Genomic DNA, 18,708 nt, shown 5'->3' on the forward strand with positions numbered 1-18,708 from the left:
GTCGTTCGGCATGTGGAAATCTGTTGTTATTTCAGAACGATACGACTTCGTCCTAAAAAATTTCCGCCTTCAGAATGAATTTATCTTTCTTTTATGGCGGATATGGTAATATAATATGAAAGAAAAATTAGATGGATATGGAATGTTAGAAAAAAAACGACTGAATGCGTCGGGGTTCATTCACATTCTAAAACAATCTACACCGTTACAAGTGTGTGTTGCTCTTTCGTCACAGGGGCTGGCACTGCTTTGTGCTGCCTTTTTTTCGGCGTTGAATCTTTCCTCTTCTGACACTGTAATGATTTTCATCAGGAAATCAGTGCTGTGGCGGTCGGCATGTCCGATTTGGAGGGGAGGAAACGATGCGAGAAATGTTCCGTACTTTTTCCTTCATGCCGCGGCGTGAACATCAACAATATGACGGTGCAGGATACGGAGTGATCCGGTATGGCACTGCGTCATGGCTGTGATTGGAAAAAGTCCTCTATGCCTAATATAGCGAGGCGGGAAAAAATTCGTCTGGCCCGGCAGCCCCTGCTGGCGGGATCGGCATTTGTGTGGCTGCTGTCGGTCGGCTCTGTCGCCATGGCTGCAACGCAGACAGGTACTACCGCATCCACGACCACTGCATCCACCCATCGTGTTCATCGGGCAAATGGCGCGCAGGCGGCTGCCGTGCACCATAGTACTGCGACACCACATTCCGCGCCTGAAACCCTGAAGGTCAGTGTCTCACGCGTACGCTCGCACGGCGCGGTGCAGGCCGTGACACGTCAGCAGATGGATCATTTCGTTGAGGGCACAAGCCCCAACCAGATCCTTGCCCTGACCACGCCGGGCGTCAATTTCGCATCGGATGACGCGTTTGGCCTCGATACGGTGGCGAATACGCTGTATGTGCGTGGCTTCAACCAGATGCAGCTTGGTGAGACGCTTGACGGCATCCCGATGGGTGGCCAGGGGTTCCACAACTGGAACGGCCTGGGCGTCGACCAGATGGAAATCCAGGAAGACGTCGCCGGCATGACCGTCTCGCAGGGGGCTGGCGCGCTGGACACCCCTTCGGCACAGACCCTTGGTGGTGCGCTGACCTATACGACGTCGGATCCTTCCATGAAGGCCGGTGGACGTGTCGGGCAGACCTTCGGCAGCTATAATGCCTTCCGCACGTTCGGCCGCGTTGACAGTGGCGTCCTGAACTCGACGGGCACCCGGTTTTATGCCGCCTATGCCCGTACGGACCAGGATCTGTGGAAGGGCTTTGGCGACCAGCAGGAACAGCAGGCGAACTTCAAGCTGGTCCAGCCGGTGGGTGATCGCGGCAAGATCACGGCGATTTTCGATTATTCGAACTTCGCGCAGTACAACTACATGGGCCTGACGAAAAACATGTGGGAGAGGATGGGGCGTAATGCGACCTATCTGAAGCCCAACTATGGCCTTTCGAAGGAATATGCCAACTACGCGCAGAATGGCGGCGTGCCGTCCAGCCTGCAGGGCATCCTGTCGAATGACGAAATTGGCGACTACGCCTATGACGGCACGCAGACGCAGCGTAACTACCTGTCCGCCGTGACGGGTGAGTTCCAGCTGTTCCCGAACGTGACGTCCAAGACCATCGCCTATGCGCATGTGTCCAGCGGCGATTACAGTGGCTCCAACCCGTTCCTCGTCTCGCCCAATTCCGGCGTGCCCATGGCACTGGAAACGGGGCATCCTGATGTCCAGCGCATCGGCTTTACCCAGAATTTCACCATCCACACCCATGGCAACGACATCCAGACCGGGATCTGGTATGAAAACGATGCCTTCAACTATCCCATGCGCATGTATGAGGATGGTGTGGATGCCGCCCACAATTCCAAGAGCGATTTCAAGGCATCGCAGGCGGCAACGTGGTATTCGGATTCCTTCAATACCAATACGTTCCAGTTCTACCTGCAGGATACCTATCACATCATTCCGGGCATGACGGTCAGTGCGGGCTTCAAGTCGCTGCTGCAGGACACGCATGGCGGCACGAAGATGGATAATTCCGCCAAGTATTCCAACTGGAACACCTATTACAGCCATCCTGCCGATGGCAGCATGACGGCGGCCAACGCCTTCCTGCCGCACTTCAACTTCGACTATCACTTCGAACGTCATCATGAAGTGTATTTCGATATCGCCGAGAACATGCGTGCCTATGACTACGGGCAGCAGAGCAGCTCCGGCACCGTCTGGGGTGGCCTCGGCAGTGCGACCAATTCGGCGCAGGCCGTGTTCAACGCGAACAAGAACACGCTGCGTCCCGAGCGCACCTGGAACTATGTCGTGGGGTATCGCTACAACTCCAAGATGCTGACGGCGAGTGCCGATTTCTATCACACCGATTACTACAACCGTCTGGCAACCGTGACGTCCGGGTCGACCGGCAACACGTATGGCGCCGTGGCGAACGTGGGCCGTGAAACGATGAACGGCGCCGATGTGATGGCGGCGATCCGCCCGGTCCATGGGCTGGAGATTTCCAACAGCTTCAGCTGGAACAATGCTGTTTACGAAGGCAGCATCCCCGACGGTGGCAGCAGCATCAGCCTGCGCGGCAAGCATCAGGTCTATTATCCGAAGTTCATGTATAAGGCCAACCTGACCTATACGTGGCATCGGGCGATGTTCAACTTCAACGCGACCTATACCAGCCGTCGCGCCATGACCTATACGAACGACCAGTACATCCCGTCTTACTGGACGTCGAACCTGAATGGCAGCTACAACTTCGGCAAGGTCGGGTTCGCACAGAACATCAAGACGACCTTTGGCATCACCAACCTGTTCAACAAGAACTATATCGGTGGTGTCTATGGCGCCGCGAGCGTGAGTGGCGATGACAACGCCAACCTGTACGTGGCCGCACCGCGCATGTTCTTCGGTTCGGTTTCCGCACAGTTCTGATTGGCTGTGCCGATTTCAGGGCGCGATCCGGCAACGGGTCGCGCCTTTTGTGTTTCGGAACGCTGAAATAACGAAAGCGTGTCCCCTCCCCCCTGGCGCAGTCGCGCGCGAAACTGGGGATGACCTGTCATATGCTGTTTTCACATCCGTGTTTTCAGATGTGAACTTCATGTTTCTTATACGTGTGAACGTATTGTCGTTATTCCATTTTGACGTCAAAATGGAAACGCTTACTCATGCTCTCGGAACAGGGAATACATAATGGCAGGTATGACAGGACGTGCGATGCGCGCCGGACTTATGGGGGCCACGTTGCTGGCGACCTGCGGTGCGGGCGCATCGCTTGCCGCCCCGGTCACGCAGGGGGCGGGCAATGCCGGGGACGATGGTTTCGGACGCTGGGGCTTTGATCTTGCCGGGCGTGATACTTCGGTTGCGCCGGGGAACGACTTTTTCGAATATGCCGATGGCACGGCAGTGCGCAATATCGTCATCCCGCCCGACATGACATCGTATGGCCCGTTCAACGCACTGGCCGAACTGTCGCGGACGCGCGTGCGCAGCATCCTGGAAGAACTGTCCACCCATCCGGTGGAAGATCCCCAGACAATCGAACAGAAACTCGGTACATTCTATGCAACATTCCTCGATGAAAAAGCCATCGAGGCACGTGGCATCCGTCCCCTGTCCGATGATCTGGCAAGCATCCGTGCAGTCCGCACGGCCACCGATTTTGCCAGCCTGTCAGGGACCGCGCAGGACGGTTTCCAGTTCACGCCCTTTGCCCTGAGCATCCAGCCGGACGCCCGCACGCCGACGAAATACACCCTGACGCTGGATCAGGCGGGTCTGGGCATGCCGGACCGTGACTATTACCTGAAGCCGGAAATGCAGGCGAAGAAAAACGCCTATCAGGCCTATGTCGCGCAGATGCTGGGCCTGATCCACTGGCCCGATGCGCGGAACGGGGCCAGCGCGATCGTGGCGCTGGAAACTTCCCTTGCGCAGGCACACTGGGCGCGACAGGACATGCGTGACCCGGACCGGATCTACAACCCGATGTCACTGGCCACGCTGCAGGAAAAGGCGCCGGGATTTGACTGGCTGTCCTATCTGAAGGCCGCGGGAATTCCCGATGATGTCATCCATTCGGGGAACATCATCGTGGGCGAACCTTCCGCCATCACGACCGAGGCGCAGATCCTTGCCAGGACGGACATGGCGACGCTCAGGGCATGGCTGGCCTTCCACCTGGCGGACAATGCGGCGCAGGTCCTGCCGCGCGCCTTCGTCAATGCCTCGTTCAATTTCCACGGGAAGGTCCTGTCGGGGCAGCCGCAACTGACCGCGCGATGGAAACGCGCGGGACATGCGACCAGCGAGGCCATGGGCATGGCGCTGGGCAAGGTCTATGTCAGCCGGTATTTCCCTGCCCCCTACCACGACAAGATGGTCGGCCTGACGCAGGAACTCAAGGCGGCGTTCCGCATCCGCCTCAAGCATAATGAATGGATGGGCAAGGCCACGCGCAAGGCCGCGATCCGCAAGCTTGACAGTTCCGCGATCCAGATCGGCTATCCCAACAAATGGCGTGACTATACCGGGCTGGTCGTCCGCAAAGGCGATGCTTACGGCAATTCCGCGCGTGGCGTCGGGTTTGAATGGTCCTACTGGCTGGCGCACCTCGGCAGGCCGGTTGACCGTGACGAATGGGACATGACGCCGCAGACGGTCAATGCGTACAACAATCCCGTCTTCAACGAGGTCGTCTTCCCCGCCGCCATCCTCCAGCCGCCCTTCTTCAATCCCTCGGCTGACATGGCCATCAATTACGGGGCGATCGGCGGGGTGATCGGTCATGAAATGACCCATTCCTTCGATGATGAAGGCCGCAAGTTCGATGAAAAGGGCCAGTTGCGTGACTGGTGGACGAAAAAGGACGAGGAACGCTTCAACCAGCTTTCGGCACGGTTCGGCGCGCAGTATGACGCGTTCGAGGTCCTGCCCGGCGTGCACCTGAACGGCAAGCTGACGATGGGCGAAAACATCGCGGACCTTGGCGGCCTGACGCTGGCGCTCGATGCCTATCATGCCTCGCTCAGGGGGAAGGAAGCCCCGGTGATTGACGGCATGACCGGGGACCAGCGTGTCTTCCTGGGGTGGGCGCAGGTCTGGCGGGAAAAACTGCGTGACGACACGATCCGCCAGCGCGTGATTACCGACCCCCATTCCCCGCCGCGCGCGCGCGTGAACATGCCGATGCACAATATCGACGCATGGTACAGGGCATGGAACGTGCAGCCGGGGCAGTCGCTGTACATCAAGCCCGAATCCCGTGTGAAAATCTGGTAATTTCAGAAGTCCGGAACCCCCTGTCCCGCTGGCCGGGCATGGTTGCGCCTGTCGTGCCGTGGGATGGGGATTCATGTCGGGACATGACCGGATACAATATCTGTGGAGTATGCGTTTTGCGTTCTATCCTGTTTGCGGGTCTGTCAGGGCTTGCCGTTCTTGTTGCGATGGATGCGGATGCCCGCGCTGGCGAGGTCGCACCACCGCAGCAGCTTCCACTGCCAGCACCGATCCCCTCCGCACGCGATGTGCGCATGCCAGGCACCATCGCGCTGAAGGTCGATGGTACGGACCTGGCGCGTCACATCTACACGGTGCATGAAACGCTTCCCGTAGCACCCGAGCTTTCGGCCCATGGCGGGGATTTCATTGTCAGGTACCCGATGTGGGTTCCCGGCGACCATGCCCCAACCGGCTCGATCACGCAGTTTGGGGGCCTGTCGGTGCATGCCGGCGCGCAGGCCGTAACGTGGGTCCGCGATACCGTTGACATCAGCGCCTTTCACATCCCCCTGCCGGCTGGTGCGACATCGGTAACGCTGGATTTCCAGATCCTGACGCCCGTGTCCCCCGATGTCGGGCGCGTGGTGATGACACCCGACATGCTCAACGTGCAATGGAATGCCGTTGCCCTGTATCCGGCAGGCTATTTCACCCGCGGCATTACCGTTTCGCCAACGCTGGTGCTGCCGCACGGGTGGCAGTACGGAACCGCGCTTCGCCCCCGCGCGGGCACGGCGCCGGGCGACAGTGTCACGTTCCAGGATACGTCGTTTGACCGGCTTGTGGACTCCCCTGTCTTTGCCGGGCGTTATTTCCGCCGCTTCGACCTGACACCACCGCATGGCGCGCCGGTCTCCCTTGATGTCGTGGCCGACCGGCCGGAGGAACTTGCCGCGACGGACGCACAGGTGCAGGCGCATCGCAACCTTGTGGTGCAGGCCAATGCGGTCTTTGGTTCCCATCATTACGAACATTATGATTTCCTGTTGGCCCTGACGGAAGAACTCGGCCGTATCGGTCTGGAACACCACCAGTCCAGCGAAAACAGCGGGCCGCGCGGATACTTCACGAAATGGGACAAGACCTTCCCCTTCCGCGACCTGCTGCCGCATGAGTTCACCCATTCATGGAATGGCAAATTCCGCCGGCCGGAAGACCTGTGGGCCGCGGATTTCAATACCCCCCATCGCGGGTCGCTGCTGTGGATCTATGAAGGGCAGACGCAGTACTGGGGCTATGTCCTTGCGGCGCGCAGCGGCCTGATGACACCGCCGCAGGTGCTTGATGCGATCGCGATGGTGGCTGCGACCTATGACGGGCGTGCGGGCCGTTTGTGGCGGCCGCTGGTCGATACGACCAACGATCCCGTCATCGCGCGGCGCACGCCCCTGTCGTGGCGGAGTTGGCAGCGCAGCGAGGATTATTATTCCGAAGGCCAGTTGCTGTGGCTGGAGGTCGATACGCTGCTGCGTGACCTGTCGCATGGGCAGCATTCGCTCGACGAGGTGGCAAAGCGGTTCTTTGGCGTTGATGACGGCAGTGTCGTGACCCATACCTACCGCCGTGAGGACATGATTGCCGCCCTGAACGCGGTCCAGCCCTATGACTGGGCCAAATTCCTGCATGACCGCGTCGATGTCGTGACCCGTCACGCCCCGCTGGAGGGGCTGGCGCGTGGTGGCTACCGCCTGACCTTCGCGACGGAACCGACGCCCTACCTCTCCGCGCGGGAGGCACTGCTGAAGATGCATGATTACAGCTTCTCCCTTGGTTTCGTGCTGAACCAGAAGGGCAGGCTGGTGAATGTCGAATGGAACAGCCCGGCATGGCAGGCGGGCCTGACGATGGATGAGGAGATCGTGGCGGTCAACGATTATGCCTTCGACGCCGATACCCTGTCCGATGCGATCACCGCCGCCAGCGCGAATGGCGCCGCCCCGATCCGCCTGCTGGTGCGTGCGGGGGACCGATACAAAACGGTTTCCATTCCCTATCATGGCGGATTGCGCTATCCGCGGCTGGAGCGTATCGCCAATACGCCTGACATGCTGGCCGACATCCTCAAGCCCCGTGAGGTCACGCCATGAAGGTGACGACCAGACGGCTGCTGATGGGCGGTGTGCTGCTGCTTGGGTCATGGCAGGGCGTGGCGCGTGCCGACACGCTGCAATGCTTTGCCGACAGTGCGGCGACACAGACCTATTCGCTGGGGATCGCACGCAACGCGGCACTGACCCCCGATGGCCGTGGGGTCATGTTCCTGCGCAGTGGCGCGCAGGATACGGCCCTGCAGTTGTGGTATCATGACATCGCAACGGGCCAGGATACGGCCCTGACGCATGTCGCCAGCGCGGATGAGCACCTGTCGGTGGAGGAAAAGGCCCGGCGGGAGCGGGCGCGCCTGACGATGACCGGCGTTACGTCCTTTGAAATGGCCGATGCCGGCGCGACCGCCATCGCCAGCCAGGCCGGGCATCTGCTGAAGATCGGCCTGACCGACCATTCGGCCACGGCATTGCCGGGGGATGACTGGGGCGCGCCGAGCCTGTCCCCCGATGGGCGCCATGTCGCGGCGGTCAGGGATAATGACATCCACATCATCACGCTGGCGACGGGAAAGGCGCATCGCATTACCCATGGCGGCACGGTGGACCTGACCCATGGCGTGGCCGAATTCGCGGCGGCGGAGGAACTGGACCGGCACGAGGGCATGTGGTGGTCGCCCGACAGCCGCTTCCTTGTCTATGAGGAAGCGGACCTGTCCGGGGTGGAAAAACACTACATCGCCGATCCTGAAAACCCGGCAACGCCCCCTGTCGCCTTCCGTTATCCCAAGGCGGGCACGCCCAATGCCAGGGTCCGGCTGGGCATCATAAGGCGCGGTGGCGGCCATACGCGTTGGATACGCTGGGACAGCGACCGTTATCCGTATGTCGTGCGCGTGGCCTGGTCAAAGGAGACCGGGCGGCTGTCGCTGGTGGTGATGAACCGCGCGCAGGACGAGGAACATGTCCTTGATGTCGATCCCCATACCGGGCGCACGAAGGACCTGCTGTCCGAACATGATGCCGCATGGGTCAATATCGGGCCGACGGCACGGACGACGGGCCTTCCCCTTCCCTACTGGATGAAGGACGGGCAGCATTTCCTGTGGGCGTCGGAGCGTAGTGGCCGGTGGCAACTGGAGATGCGGCATGCCGACGGGACGCTGGATCATGTGGTGACGCCGCCGGACCTGCCTTTTGCCGCGCTGGATGATATCGATTTTGCCGGTAACACGATCACCTTTACCGCGACGCCGGACCGCATGGGAACGGCGGTATATCGTGCCGACCTGCGGACCGGTAAGGTCACCCCGCTGGCCACGGCCGCAGGATTGCATCAGGTGAACTTCACCGCCGGGCAGCATGACCGGTTCATCGACCGTTTCAATGCTGCGGATGGCAGCCTGCGTGTCCTGCTGCGCGGGCGTGATGGGCAGGTCACGGACACGCTCCCCGATGTGGCGCGCGCGCTGCCGCCGTTCAACATGCAGTTCCTGACGGTCGGGGCGCAGGGTTATGACGCAATGGTCGTCAGGCCCGTCAATTTCCATCGTGGGCAGCATCTGCCGGTCATCCTGTCGGTCTATGCCGGTCCGGGATACAAGGAGGTTCTGCGCGCGCCGCGCCTGCATGCGGAAAACCAGTGTCTGGCCAATCAGGGCTTCATCGTCGTCAGCCTTGACGGGCGCGGCACGCCCGGTCGTGACCGGGACTGGGAACGGGCCATACATAACGACCTGATTGATGCACCGCTTGAGGATCAGGTGGCAGGTGTGACCGCGCTGGGCAGGAAATTCCCGGAAATGGACATGAAGCGCGTCGGCGTCTATGGGTGGTCGTTCGGTGGCTATTTCACGGCCATGGCGGTCATGCGGCATCCCGAACTGTTCCATGCGGGTGTTGCCGGTGCCCCCCCGGTTGATTTTTCCGATTATGATACCGCCTATACCGAACGCTACCTTGGGCTTCCCTCCCAGGACGTCTCGGGCTACCGGACCAGTAATGTGCTGACCTATGCCTCTGGCCTGTCACGCCCGCTTCTGCTGATCCATGGGGTGACGGATGACAATGTCTATTTCATCAATACCCTGAAGCTGACACGCGCCCTGGTCACGGCTGGGCGGCCGTATGACCTCATGCTGCTGCCGGGAACGCATATGCTGTCCGACCCGACGCTGCGTTCGCATGTGGCCATTGCCCGCATGCAGTACCTGAAAGACCACCTGTCCACAGGCAGGTAGCCGCATGGTCCCGGCATGCACGATCGGATACATGCCGGGATTTGTGGGCTTTTCACAAAAAACAAACGATTCCTGATGCTGCCTTTTTAAAAAGGCAGCATTTCCCGGAACTTTTTGGGAAACATTCACCAGAAACCTTTGTCTGCCACAGACGCCGAAAAGGCGTGGTTTATCCATGCCTGCTGGTGGAAGGGGGTGTGTTCTGGACCGTTTTTTCAGTCCACCCGCCACCAAGCGCACGATAAAGCGTGACAAGGTTCTGGTATTTCGAGACCAGCACGAAAATCTGCCACTGTTGCGCCTGATAGAGGGAGCGCTGGGATTCCAGTGACGTCAGGTAGGAATCCGTACCGGCTTCATAGCGCATTTTGGCCAGGCGATAGGCATCGGCCGAGGACGTGACCAGTCTGTCCACCTGCTCCCCTTCATCGTGATACGCCGCGCGTCCCGCCAGCGCATCGGCAACTTCGCGGAAAGCGGTCTGGATCGTTTTTTCATAGGCCGCGACCTTGACGTTACGCATGGCGCGCGACGCCTTCAGGTTGCCGCTATTCTGTCCCCAACTCAGCAGGGGGACCTGCAACTGCGGCGAAACCCCCCATGTCGTCGCGGCCGACGTGAACAGTCGGTGCGGCTGCAGGCTGCTGATCCCGTCGGATGCGGTCAGGGTGATGCGCGGATAGAATGCCGCCTTGGCCGCGCCGATATCGGCATTGGCGGCCTTCAGGTCATGTTCCGCCGCAATGATGTCGGGACGATGTTCGAGTACGTCCGACGGCAGGCCGGGTGGCAGGTCGCGCACGATGGTCTGCTGCCCGAAGGGGCTTGCGGGTGGCAGGTTGTCGGGGATCGGCGCGCCAATCAGCAGCGTGATGAGGTTCTTGTCCTGCGCCACGCGACGTCGTGAATCCGCGGCGAAGGCGGCGCTCTGCTCCACCTGCGTTTCCGCCTGCCGCAGGGCAAGCTGGTCCGCCTCCCCATGCTCGAACTTGGCGCGGATCATGTCGAGTGTCGCCTGCTGCGAGGCCTGCGTGGCCTCGGACAGGTGCAGTGCCTGTTCATCGCCAAGCCACGAGATATAGGCGTTGGCAACCTGCGAAATCACGCTGATCAGCATGGCGCGGGCATTCTCGCGCTGCATTAGCGCATGTTCCGCAGCCTCCCGCGACAGGCTGCGGATACGGCCAAACAGGTCGATTTCGTATGACGAAAAGCCAATGCCCATGTTGAAATACTTGAACAGGGGCGGATTGGCCTGCGCATCGAGGCCCGGGGCAAAGCTCAGGCCCGCAGCACTGGACGGGCCCTGGAACATGGCCCCGCCATTGCCGCCGATCTGGGGAAACAGGCCGGCATGCTGGATGTCGAACTGCCCCTGCGCGCGGCGGATGTTGGCGGCGGCTTCGCGCAGGTCGCGGTTGTCACGGATGGCGATGGCAATCAGCGCCTTCAGTCGCGCATCCGTAAAGAACTCCGACCAGCCGAGGTTGGCCGCCAGCGTATTTTCGCCCGCAGGCTGGCTGTCCCCGCCATAGGATGGCCAGTTCTGCGAAACCGGTGCGGCGGGGCGCTTGTAATGGGGAATCATGGTGCAGCCCGCCAGCAGTGCCGCAGCAGCGCCAAGGGCCAGACCATGGAGGGAAGAACGTTTCATCAGTGGTCTCCCCCCGGGATTTCAGGGGTTGTGGTGGGTTGCGTGCGTTCACTCATGCGGCGCACCCTGAACAGGCGCAGGACCACGACAAAGAACAGCGGCACGAAATAGACCGCCAGTAATGTCGCCGTCAGCATGCCGCCAACAACGGCGGTGCCGATGGCCACGCGCGCGGCGGAACCAGCGCCGGTTGCAATCGCCAGCGGAAAGACGCCGACCACGAACGCGATCGAGGTCATCAGGATGGGACGCAGACGTTCGCGTCCCGCTTCGAGCACCGATTCTTCGAGTGTCTTTCCCTGCTCGAAAAAGGCCTTGGCGAATTCCACGATCAGGATCGCATTCTTGACCGCCAGCCCCACGGTGGTCAGCAGCCCGACCTGGAAATAGACGTCATTGGCCAGACCGCGCGACAGGGTTGCCGCAATCGCCCCAAGCACGCCCAGCGGGATCACCAGCAGCACGGCGAACGGGATCGCCCAGCTTTCGTAAAGTGCCGCAAGGCACAGCAGGATGACGATCACGGCCAGCGCGTAAAGCGGCCCGGTGGACGAACCCGACGCCATCTGTTCAAAGGACAGGCCGGTCCATTCGTAACCGATGCCCGATGGCAGCTTGGCCAGGATGTCCTTCATCGCCGCGATTGAATCGCCCGAACTGTAACCGGCCGCAGGCTGCCCCAGGATTTCGAAGGAGTTGAGGCCGTTATAATCCTCCACTTTCTGCGGGCCGACGATCCATGTGCCGGACGCAAAGGAATTGAACGGCACGAGGGCGCCGCTCATGTTGCGGATATACCATTTGTTCAGGTCATCGGGGATCATGCGGGCATCCGGTTCGCCCTGGATATAGACCTGCTTCACACGGTCATCGCGCAGGAACTGGTTGACATAGATCGAACCCAGCGCCCCTTCGACCGTGGTGTTGATGTCGGCAATGGTCAGGCCCAGCGCGTTGGCCTTCTCACGGTCGATATCCAGATGGTACTGCGGGGCGTCCTCCATCCCGTTCGGGCGCACCGCGACAAGGCGGGGATCCTTGCTGGCCAGTCCCAGCACCATGTTGCGCGCGGCCAGAAGTTTGTCATGCCCCAGATGGCCCCTGTCCTCCAGTTCGAGGTCAAAGCCGCTGGCATTGCCCAGTTCCAGAACCGCAGGCGGGTTGATGGCAAAGATCTGCGCCACCGGGTCGGTCCAGAAATGCATCATGATGCGCATCGCGATCGCGGCAGACGCCTGCGACGCCGCCGGGCGTTCATCCCAGTCCTTGAGGCGGATGAAGAACGCGCCTGCCGTCTGCCCCTGACCGGCAAAGTTGAACCCGTTCATGGAATAGACGGATTCGACATTCTTCCCTTCGGTCTTGAGGATATAATCCGCGACCTTGCGGTTGACGATGGCGGTCTGTTCCATTGGTGTGCCGGGGGGCATCGTGATCTGGCCAAAGATCAGGCCCTGGTCCTCGTCCGGCAGGAAGCCCGCCGGAAGCCGCATGAACAGGAAGGCAACCCCCGCCGTCACCAGCGCAAAGGCCAGCATCCCGGCCCCGGAATGGCCGATGATACGGGTCACGCCCTTCATGTAGCCATTGGTCATGCGCGTGAAATGCCGGTTGAACCAGCCCGCAAGCCCGCGCGTCTTTTCATGCGTGCCGGGTTTGAGCATCGTTGCGCACAATGCCGGCGTAATCACCATGGCCACCAGCACCGACAGCCACATCGCCGCGACGATGGTGATGGAAAACTGGCGATAGATCACCCCGGTCGAACCGCTGAACGCCGCCATGGGCAGGAACACCGCCGTCAGCACCAGCACGATGCCCACCAGCGCGCCGGAGATTTCGTCCATCGACTGGCGCGCCGCCTCCACCGGGGAGAGGTTCTTTTCCGTCATGACGCGTTCGACGTTTTCAACCACGACGATCGCATCATCCACCAGAAGCCCCACCGCCAGCACCATGGCCAGCATGGTCAGCGTATTGATCGAGAACCCCAGCGCCGCAAGGATGCCGAACGTGCCCAGCAGCACGATGGGAACCGCGATGGTCGGGATCAGCGTGGCGCGGAAATTCTGCAGGAAGATCAGCATCACCACAAACACAAGGGCGATCGCCTCCATCAGAGTGATGATGACTTCCTTGATCGACAGGACGATGAACGGTTCCGTATCAAGCGGGTAGACCGTCTTCAGGCCGGGGGGAAAAAACTTCTCCAGCTCCGCGATCTGCGCGCGCACCGCCGTCTCGGTCTTCAGCTGGTTGGCGCCGGGGGCCAGCTTCAGCGCCATGCCCGATGCCGGCATGTTGTTGTAGAAGGAATTGGTGTTGTAGGTCTGCGGTCCCAGTTCGACGCGTGCGACATCGCGGATGCGCACCTGTGAGCCATCCTGCTGGACCTTGAGCAGGATCTTCTCGAACTCCTCGGTCGAGGTCAGGCGCGTGGGACCGATGATGGTCGCATCCAGCCGTGCCCCCGCCTTTGCCGGAAGGCCGCCAAGCTCACCGGAGGAGACCTGTATGTTCTGCGCCTGGATCGCGGCCTGCACGTCGCCTACCGTCAGGGCGTACTTGTACAGCTTGGACGGGTCGAGCCATATGCGCATCGCGTATTCGGAACCGAACAGCGTATGGTCGCCCACGCCGGTGACGCGACTGAGGGGATCGGAAATGTTCGACGCGACGTAATCGGCAATGTCCGCGCCGCTCATGCTGTTGTCGGTGGAGATGAACGCGATGACCATCATGAAGTTCTTGACGGCCTTGGTGATGCTCAGCCCCTGCGCGGTCACTTCCGTTGGCAGTCGCGGCTGCGCCAGTTGCAGCTTGTTCTGCACCTGCACCTGCGCGATGTCGGGGTTCGTCCCCTGCGCGAAGGTCAGGTCGATTTCCATCTGCCCCGACGCATAGGACTGCGCGGAGATGTATTCCAGATGGTCCAGCCCGAACATCTGCTGCAGGATGGGGCGCACCACCGTATTGTTGACCGTATCGGCGGACGCGCCGGGATAGGTCACGCTGATGGCGATCTGTGGCGGGGCGATGGAGGGATACTGTGCGATCGGCAGCGAAAAGATCGACAGCCCACCCACCAGCATGATGATGATGCCGATCACCCAGGCGAAGACCGGGCGATCGATGAAGAAACGCGAAAGGGACATGTTCTTACCCTGCCTTGCCCGCAGGCTGGGCCTCGACGGGGGTGACGGTCGCACCCGGATGGATTTTCTGCACGCCGACGGTAACGACCCGCTCCCCGCTCCTGAGGCCGCCTGTCACCAGCCAGTCGGTGCCGATGGCCTGCGAGGTCTGGATCTGGCGCAGGTTGACCTTGTTGTCCTGGTCCACGACCCAGACCTGCGGGTCGCCATGGGAATTGCGGCTGACGGCCTCCTGCGGCACAAGCAGCGCCTGCGGGTCCGTCCCTTCGGTCAACTGCGCATGCACGTACATGCCCGGCAGCAGCATCTTGTCCGGGTTGGGCATGATGGCCCGCACCACGACGGTGGCGGTCGATTCATCGACGTTCACTTCGGAAAATTCCATGCGGCCGGCATGTTCGTATGTCGTACCGTCTTCCAGTTGCAGGGAAATGCTGGCCGCATTGTCCCCCTCGCGCTGCAGGCGTCCCTGCGCCAGTTCACGGCGGAAACGCAGCAGTTCGGTGGCGGGCAGGTTCACGTCGACATAGATCGGGTCCAGCCGTGTGACGATCGCGACATTGTTGCTCTGGTTCGCGGTCGCCAGCGCGCCGACCGTCAGGATCGAACGCCCGATCCGCCCGCTGATGGGGGCGTTCATCTTGGTGTAGCCAAGGTCGACCGCGGCGCGTTCCACCTGTCCCTGCGCGGTCAGGATTTCGCCCTGCGCCTCTTTCTCCGCCGCCAGGGCGTCATCATAATCCTGCTGGCTGACGGCATGCGCGCGCACCAACTGCCCATAGCGGGCCAGTTTCGCACGGGCCGTCATTTCGGCCGCCTGCGCGCGGACAAGCTGCCCCTTTGCCGAATCATAGGCCGCCTGGTACGGCGCCGCATAGATCTGGTACAGCTGCTGCCCTGCCTTGACATCGGTGCCTTCGGTAAACAGGCGCTGTTCGATCACGCCGCTGACCTGCGGGCGGACCTGCGCGATTTCAAAGGCTTCCGTACGGCCGGGCAGGCTGGTGTGGATTTCGACAGGCTGCGCCCGGAGCGTCACCACGCTGACCTGCTGTGGCGGCATTGCCGGGGGCGCGGCCTTGCGATTGCAGCCTGTCATAACAAGAAGGACAGCAACCGGGGCGATGGCCTGAAAATAATGCTGGCTTTTCACAATCTTGACCTTGCCTTTACAGTCTGTCTCCCGCAGCATCCCGAAAATTCTGTTTCAAGACGTAACATGCATGACGTGCCCGACGGAGATGGGGTAAAGAAACCACTTGGTTTCCTGAGGAACGAAAACTATATCGTCTCCATAGGGTGGTCAAGCCATCATGGCGGGCCAACGCATGTAACTGGGCGAGGTGATGGAAAACAGCAACAGCCACAAATTGCACGACAAGCCCCCCTCCTGCGCGGAGGACAGGCCACGCTGTGGACGTCCCCCCGAAATGGAGGAATGCGTCAGGCGGGAGCGTATTCTGGAGGCCGCGTGCAAGGTCCTGCAAAAACACGGATATCACAGCGCGTCGATGGACAAGGTGGCCGAATGTTCGGGCATGTCCAAGCGGACGCTTTACAAGATGTTTCCGTCAAAGCTGGAGCTGTTTCGGATCCTGATCAGGGAGCGCCTGTTCGATGTGAAGCCGCAGGTCGCGCCAGAAGCCGCGACCCCTGAGGAGGAACTGTCAAGCCTGCTGGTGGACCTGGCGCGCACGATCCTGCGCCCCGACCGCATCTCCCTCATCCGCGCGATCATTACGGAAAGCTCGGAATCGGAAGACGTGCGCGAGATCATCGCGGCCCTTGAGGCCGGGGGCGAGGATAACGCGCTTGAGGCCTGGCTGCAGGCCTATTGCAGGCAGCAGGGCTATCCCTGCTCCAATGTGCATTTCTGGGGAAAGATGCTGTTCGGGATGACGGTCGGGGACTTCCTGTTCCAGACCCTGGGCTGTGCCACGAAGTCCCTGACATGTGCCGCGATCCAGCACCAGACCGGCATGGCGGTGCGGATCTTCCTGACGGGGCTGCGGAGCCTGCATCACACGGACTGAAAACCCGCTGCCATCATATTCATGATGCCTGCCGGGCCACCGCGAAGGCGGCCCGGCAAGGGGGTCAGGCCTTGGCCTTTTCAAACAGGGTCGAGACGACCTGCTGAGCTTCCTGCTGGATCTGCCTGAGGTGATTCGCACTGATGAAGCTTTCGGCATAGATCTTGTAGACATTTTCCGTGCCGGACGGTCGCACCGCGAACCAGCCATCCTGCGCGGTGATCTTGATCCCGCCAAAGGCGACATCATTGCCCGGCGCCTTCGTCAGCTTCGCGCGCACCGGCTGGCCACCAAGTTCCTTCAGGTAGTCAAGCTGTTCGGCCGAGACCTTCTTGAGCAGGGCTTTCTGTTCCGGATCGGCCGCGACATCGATGCGGGCATAGAAGGGCGTGCCCAGCTTCTCGGTCAGCTGCGCATAGATCTGGCTGGGGTTCAGCTTGGTCTTGGCGGTGATTTCCGCAGCCAGCAGCCCAAGGATGATCCCGTCCTTGTCCGTGGACCATGCGCCCGCATCCATGCGCAGGAACGACGCGCCCGCGCTTTCCTCCCCGCAGAAGCCCAGCGTGCCATTGCTCAGCCCGTCAACGAACCATTTGAAGCCAACCGGCATTTCGACGAATTTGCGCCCCAGCATGTTGGCAACGCGCTCGATCATCGCGCTGCTGACCAGGGTGATGCCGACACCGGCCTCCCTGCTCCACCCGGCGCGATGGTTGAACAGGTAGGCAATCGCCGCGGAAAGGTAGTGGTTCGGATTCATCAGCCCGGCCGTGCTGGTGACGATCCCGTGGCGGTCTGCATCGGTGTCATTTGCAAAGGCGACATCGAATTTGTCACGCAGGCCGATCAGTCGCGCCATCGCGTAAGGGGAGGAGCAGTCCATGCGGATCTTGCCGTCCCAGTCCGCCGTCATGAAGCGGAAGGTGGGATCGACCTCCTCGCTGACGACCGTTGCATTGATGCCATAGCGTTCGATGATCGGCTTCCAGTAATGCACCGCCGCCACGCCAAGCGGGTCGATGCCGATCTTCACGCCGGACTCCCGGATTGCCGCCATGTCGACGACATTCCCCAGATCCGCGACATAGGGCGTGATGTAGTCGTATTTATGGACGTGCGGGGACTTCAGCGCCTGTTCATACGCAATCCGGTGCACGCCTTCCATCTTCGCCTCGAGGAAGTCGTTGGCCCTGTTCTGGATCCATGTCGTGACATCGGTGTCGGCCGGGCCGCCATTGGGGGGATTGTACTTGAACCCCCCGTCTTCGGGCGGGTTGTGTGACGGCGTGATGACCACGCCATCCGCAAGGTCCGTCTTGCGACCGTGGTTGTAGGTCAGGATGGCATGGGAGATCACGGGCGTGGGCGTATAGCCACCGTCCTGATCGATCATCACCTCCACCCTGTTGGCGGCAAAGACCTCCAGCGCGCTGGCGAGCGCGGCTTCGGACAGGGCATGCGTGTCGATGCCGATGAACAGCGGGCCGGTAATCCCCGCCTTCGCACGGTACAGGCAGATCGCCTGGCTGATGGCCAGGATGTGGTGTTCGTTGAAACTGTTGCTCAGCGAGGAGCCACGGTGGCCCGACGTGCCAAAGGAAACGCGCTGTGTCGGGATTTTCGGGTCCGGCTTGCCCGTGAAATAGGCGGTCATCAGGCGGGGGATGTTGACCAGGATGGAATCCGGGGCCGGCTTGCCCGCAAGGGGGCTGATCTGACTGGACATGGCTGTCTCCGTGAAAGGATGTGTGGGATATCAGGGGTACCCGCTTGGACGATCACGGGAACATCTCTTGGCCTCGGCACCAATCTGTAGAGGATGAAATGTCCCCCCGTCGAGACGGGAAATGGCGAAAATCTCGTTTTTTGCCACGCCTGGGGCGGGGCCTCCGGGCGCGGGAAACATGACGTAAAAAAGCGATGTCGAAATACAACGCTGTGTCTGTCCTGCAACGAACGGCAGGCAGTCCGGATTAAATATGCATGCTCATATCCACATTTCCGTAAAGGTGTTCAGGCATCTTTTTCATACGTTGTCGATGCCGGACGGTAATTGACGCAGATCATGCGGCACCGGTGTTCGTTTGTTCGTTGCATAAGTCATGGCGGCACGCGGGGTTGCGCCATCTTGCACAGGGGGCGAACGCTCCCTCCCCCGGATTTTCCGATATTTCGCAAGTATAGTGGAATTAAATTATTGATCATGTAATTCCACAATTGAAATAGAACGTAATATATCCCCGCCCTTCTGCAATCCACGAACATCACTTAACCGTGATCGCAGCACTG

Annotated in this window: 9 protein-coding genes; 5 read left to right on the forward strand and 4 right to left on the reverse strand. The window is 60.8% G+C overall.

The window, feature by feature from the left end; translation table 11 throughout:
- Positions 1–486: 486 nt before the first annotated feature.
- The 4 genes from KMAL_RS01015 to KMAL_RS01030 all read left to right on the forward strand — a co-directional run bounded on the left by KMAL_RS01015 (position 487) and on the right by KMAL_RS01030 (position 9,577).
- Positions 487–2,937, forward strand: coding sequence for a TonB-dependent receptor family protein (locus KMAL_RS01015; protein ID WP_180999704.1), 2,451 nt, complete (start codon positions 487–489; stop codon positions 2,935–2,937).
- A gap of 261 nt (positions 2,938–3,198) precedes the next feature.
- Positions 3,199–5,289 (forward strand): M13 family metallopeptidase, encoded by a 2,091-nt coding sequence (locus KMAL_RS01020; protein WP_239019874.1) that lies wholly within the window; start codon positions 3,199–3,201, stop codon positions 5,287–5,289.
- Between the two features lie 167 nt (positions 5,290–5,456).
- Complete coding sequence (locus KMAL_RS01025; protein WP_180999708.1) at positions 5,457–7,379, forward strand: M61 family metallopeptidase; 1,923 nt, start codon at positions 5,457–5,459, stop codon at positions 7,377–7,379.
- Positions 7,376–9,577 carry a S9 family peptidase gene (locus KMAL_RS01030; protein ID WP_110093891.1) on the forward strand — a complete coding sequence of 734 codons (2,202 nt, stop codon included), beginning with the start codon at positions 7,376–7,378 and terminating at the stop codon, positions 9,575–9,577. The genes KMAL_RS01025 and KMAL_RS01030 overlap by 4 nt, the downstream gene beginning before the upstream one ends.
- Before the next feature lie 169 nt (positions 9,578–9,746).
- On the opposite strand, the gene KMAL_RS01035 is transcribed toward KMAL_RS01030, so the two are convergent.
- Genes KMAL_RS01035 through KMAL_RS01045 form a run of 3 tightly spaced genes read right to left on the reverse strand, consistent with a single transcriptional unit; the run spans position 9,747 to position 15,485 of the window.
- On the reverse strand, positions 9,747–11,231 hold the full coding sequence (locus tag KMAL_RS01035; RefSeq protein ID WP_110093892.1) for an efflux transporter outer membrane subunit: 1,485 nt from the start codon (positions 11,229–11,231) through the stop codon (positions 9,747–9,749).
- Entirely contained in the window at positions 11,231–14,386 is a 3,156-nt protein-coding gene (locus KMAL_RS01040) for an efflux RND transporter permease subunit (RefSeq protein WP_110093893.1), read from the reverse strand. The genes KMAL_RS01035 and KMAL_RS01040 overlap by 1 nt, the downstream gene beginning before the upstream one ends.
- A gap of 4 nt (positions 14,387–14,390) precedes the next feature.
- The gene (locus KMAL_RS01045; RefSeq protein WP_239019875.1) at positions 14,391–15,485 is read right to left on the reverse strand and encodes an efflux RND transporter periplasmic adaptor subunit; all 1,095 of its coding nucleotides are present in this window, start codon (positions 15,483–15,485) and stop codon (positions 14,391–14,393) included.
- Positions 15,486–15,732: 247 nt separating this feature from the next.
- Between KMAL_RS01045 and KMAL_RS01050 the strand changes: the two genes are divergently transcribed.
- On the forward strand, positions 15,733–16,419 hold the full coding sequence (locus KMAL_RS01050; protein ID WP_110093895.1) for a TetR/AcrR family transcriptional regulator: 687 nt from the start codon (positions 15,733–15,735) through the stop codon (positions 16,417–16,419).
- A gap of 64 nt (positions 16,420–16,483) precedes the next feature.
- On the opposite strand, the gene pgm is transcribed toward KMAL_RS01050, so the two are convergent.
- Positions 16,484–18,145, reverse strand: a complete 1,662-nt coding sequence (pgm, locus tag KMAL_RS01055; RefSeq protein WP_110093896.1) for a phosphoglucomutase (alpha-D-glucose-1,6-bisphosphate-dependent) — start codon at positions 18,143–18,145, stop codon at positions 16,484–16,486.
- Positions 18,146–18,708: the final 563 nt, after the last annotated feature.

It is taken from the genome of Novacetimonas maltaceti, assembly GCF_002906255.1.
In the GTDB taxonomy this organism is placed as follows: domain Bacteria; phylum Pseudomonadota; class Alphaproteobacteria; order Acetobacterales; family Acetobacteraceae; genus Novacetimonas; species Novacetimonas maltaceti.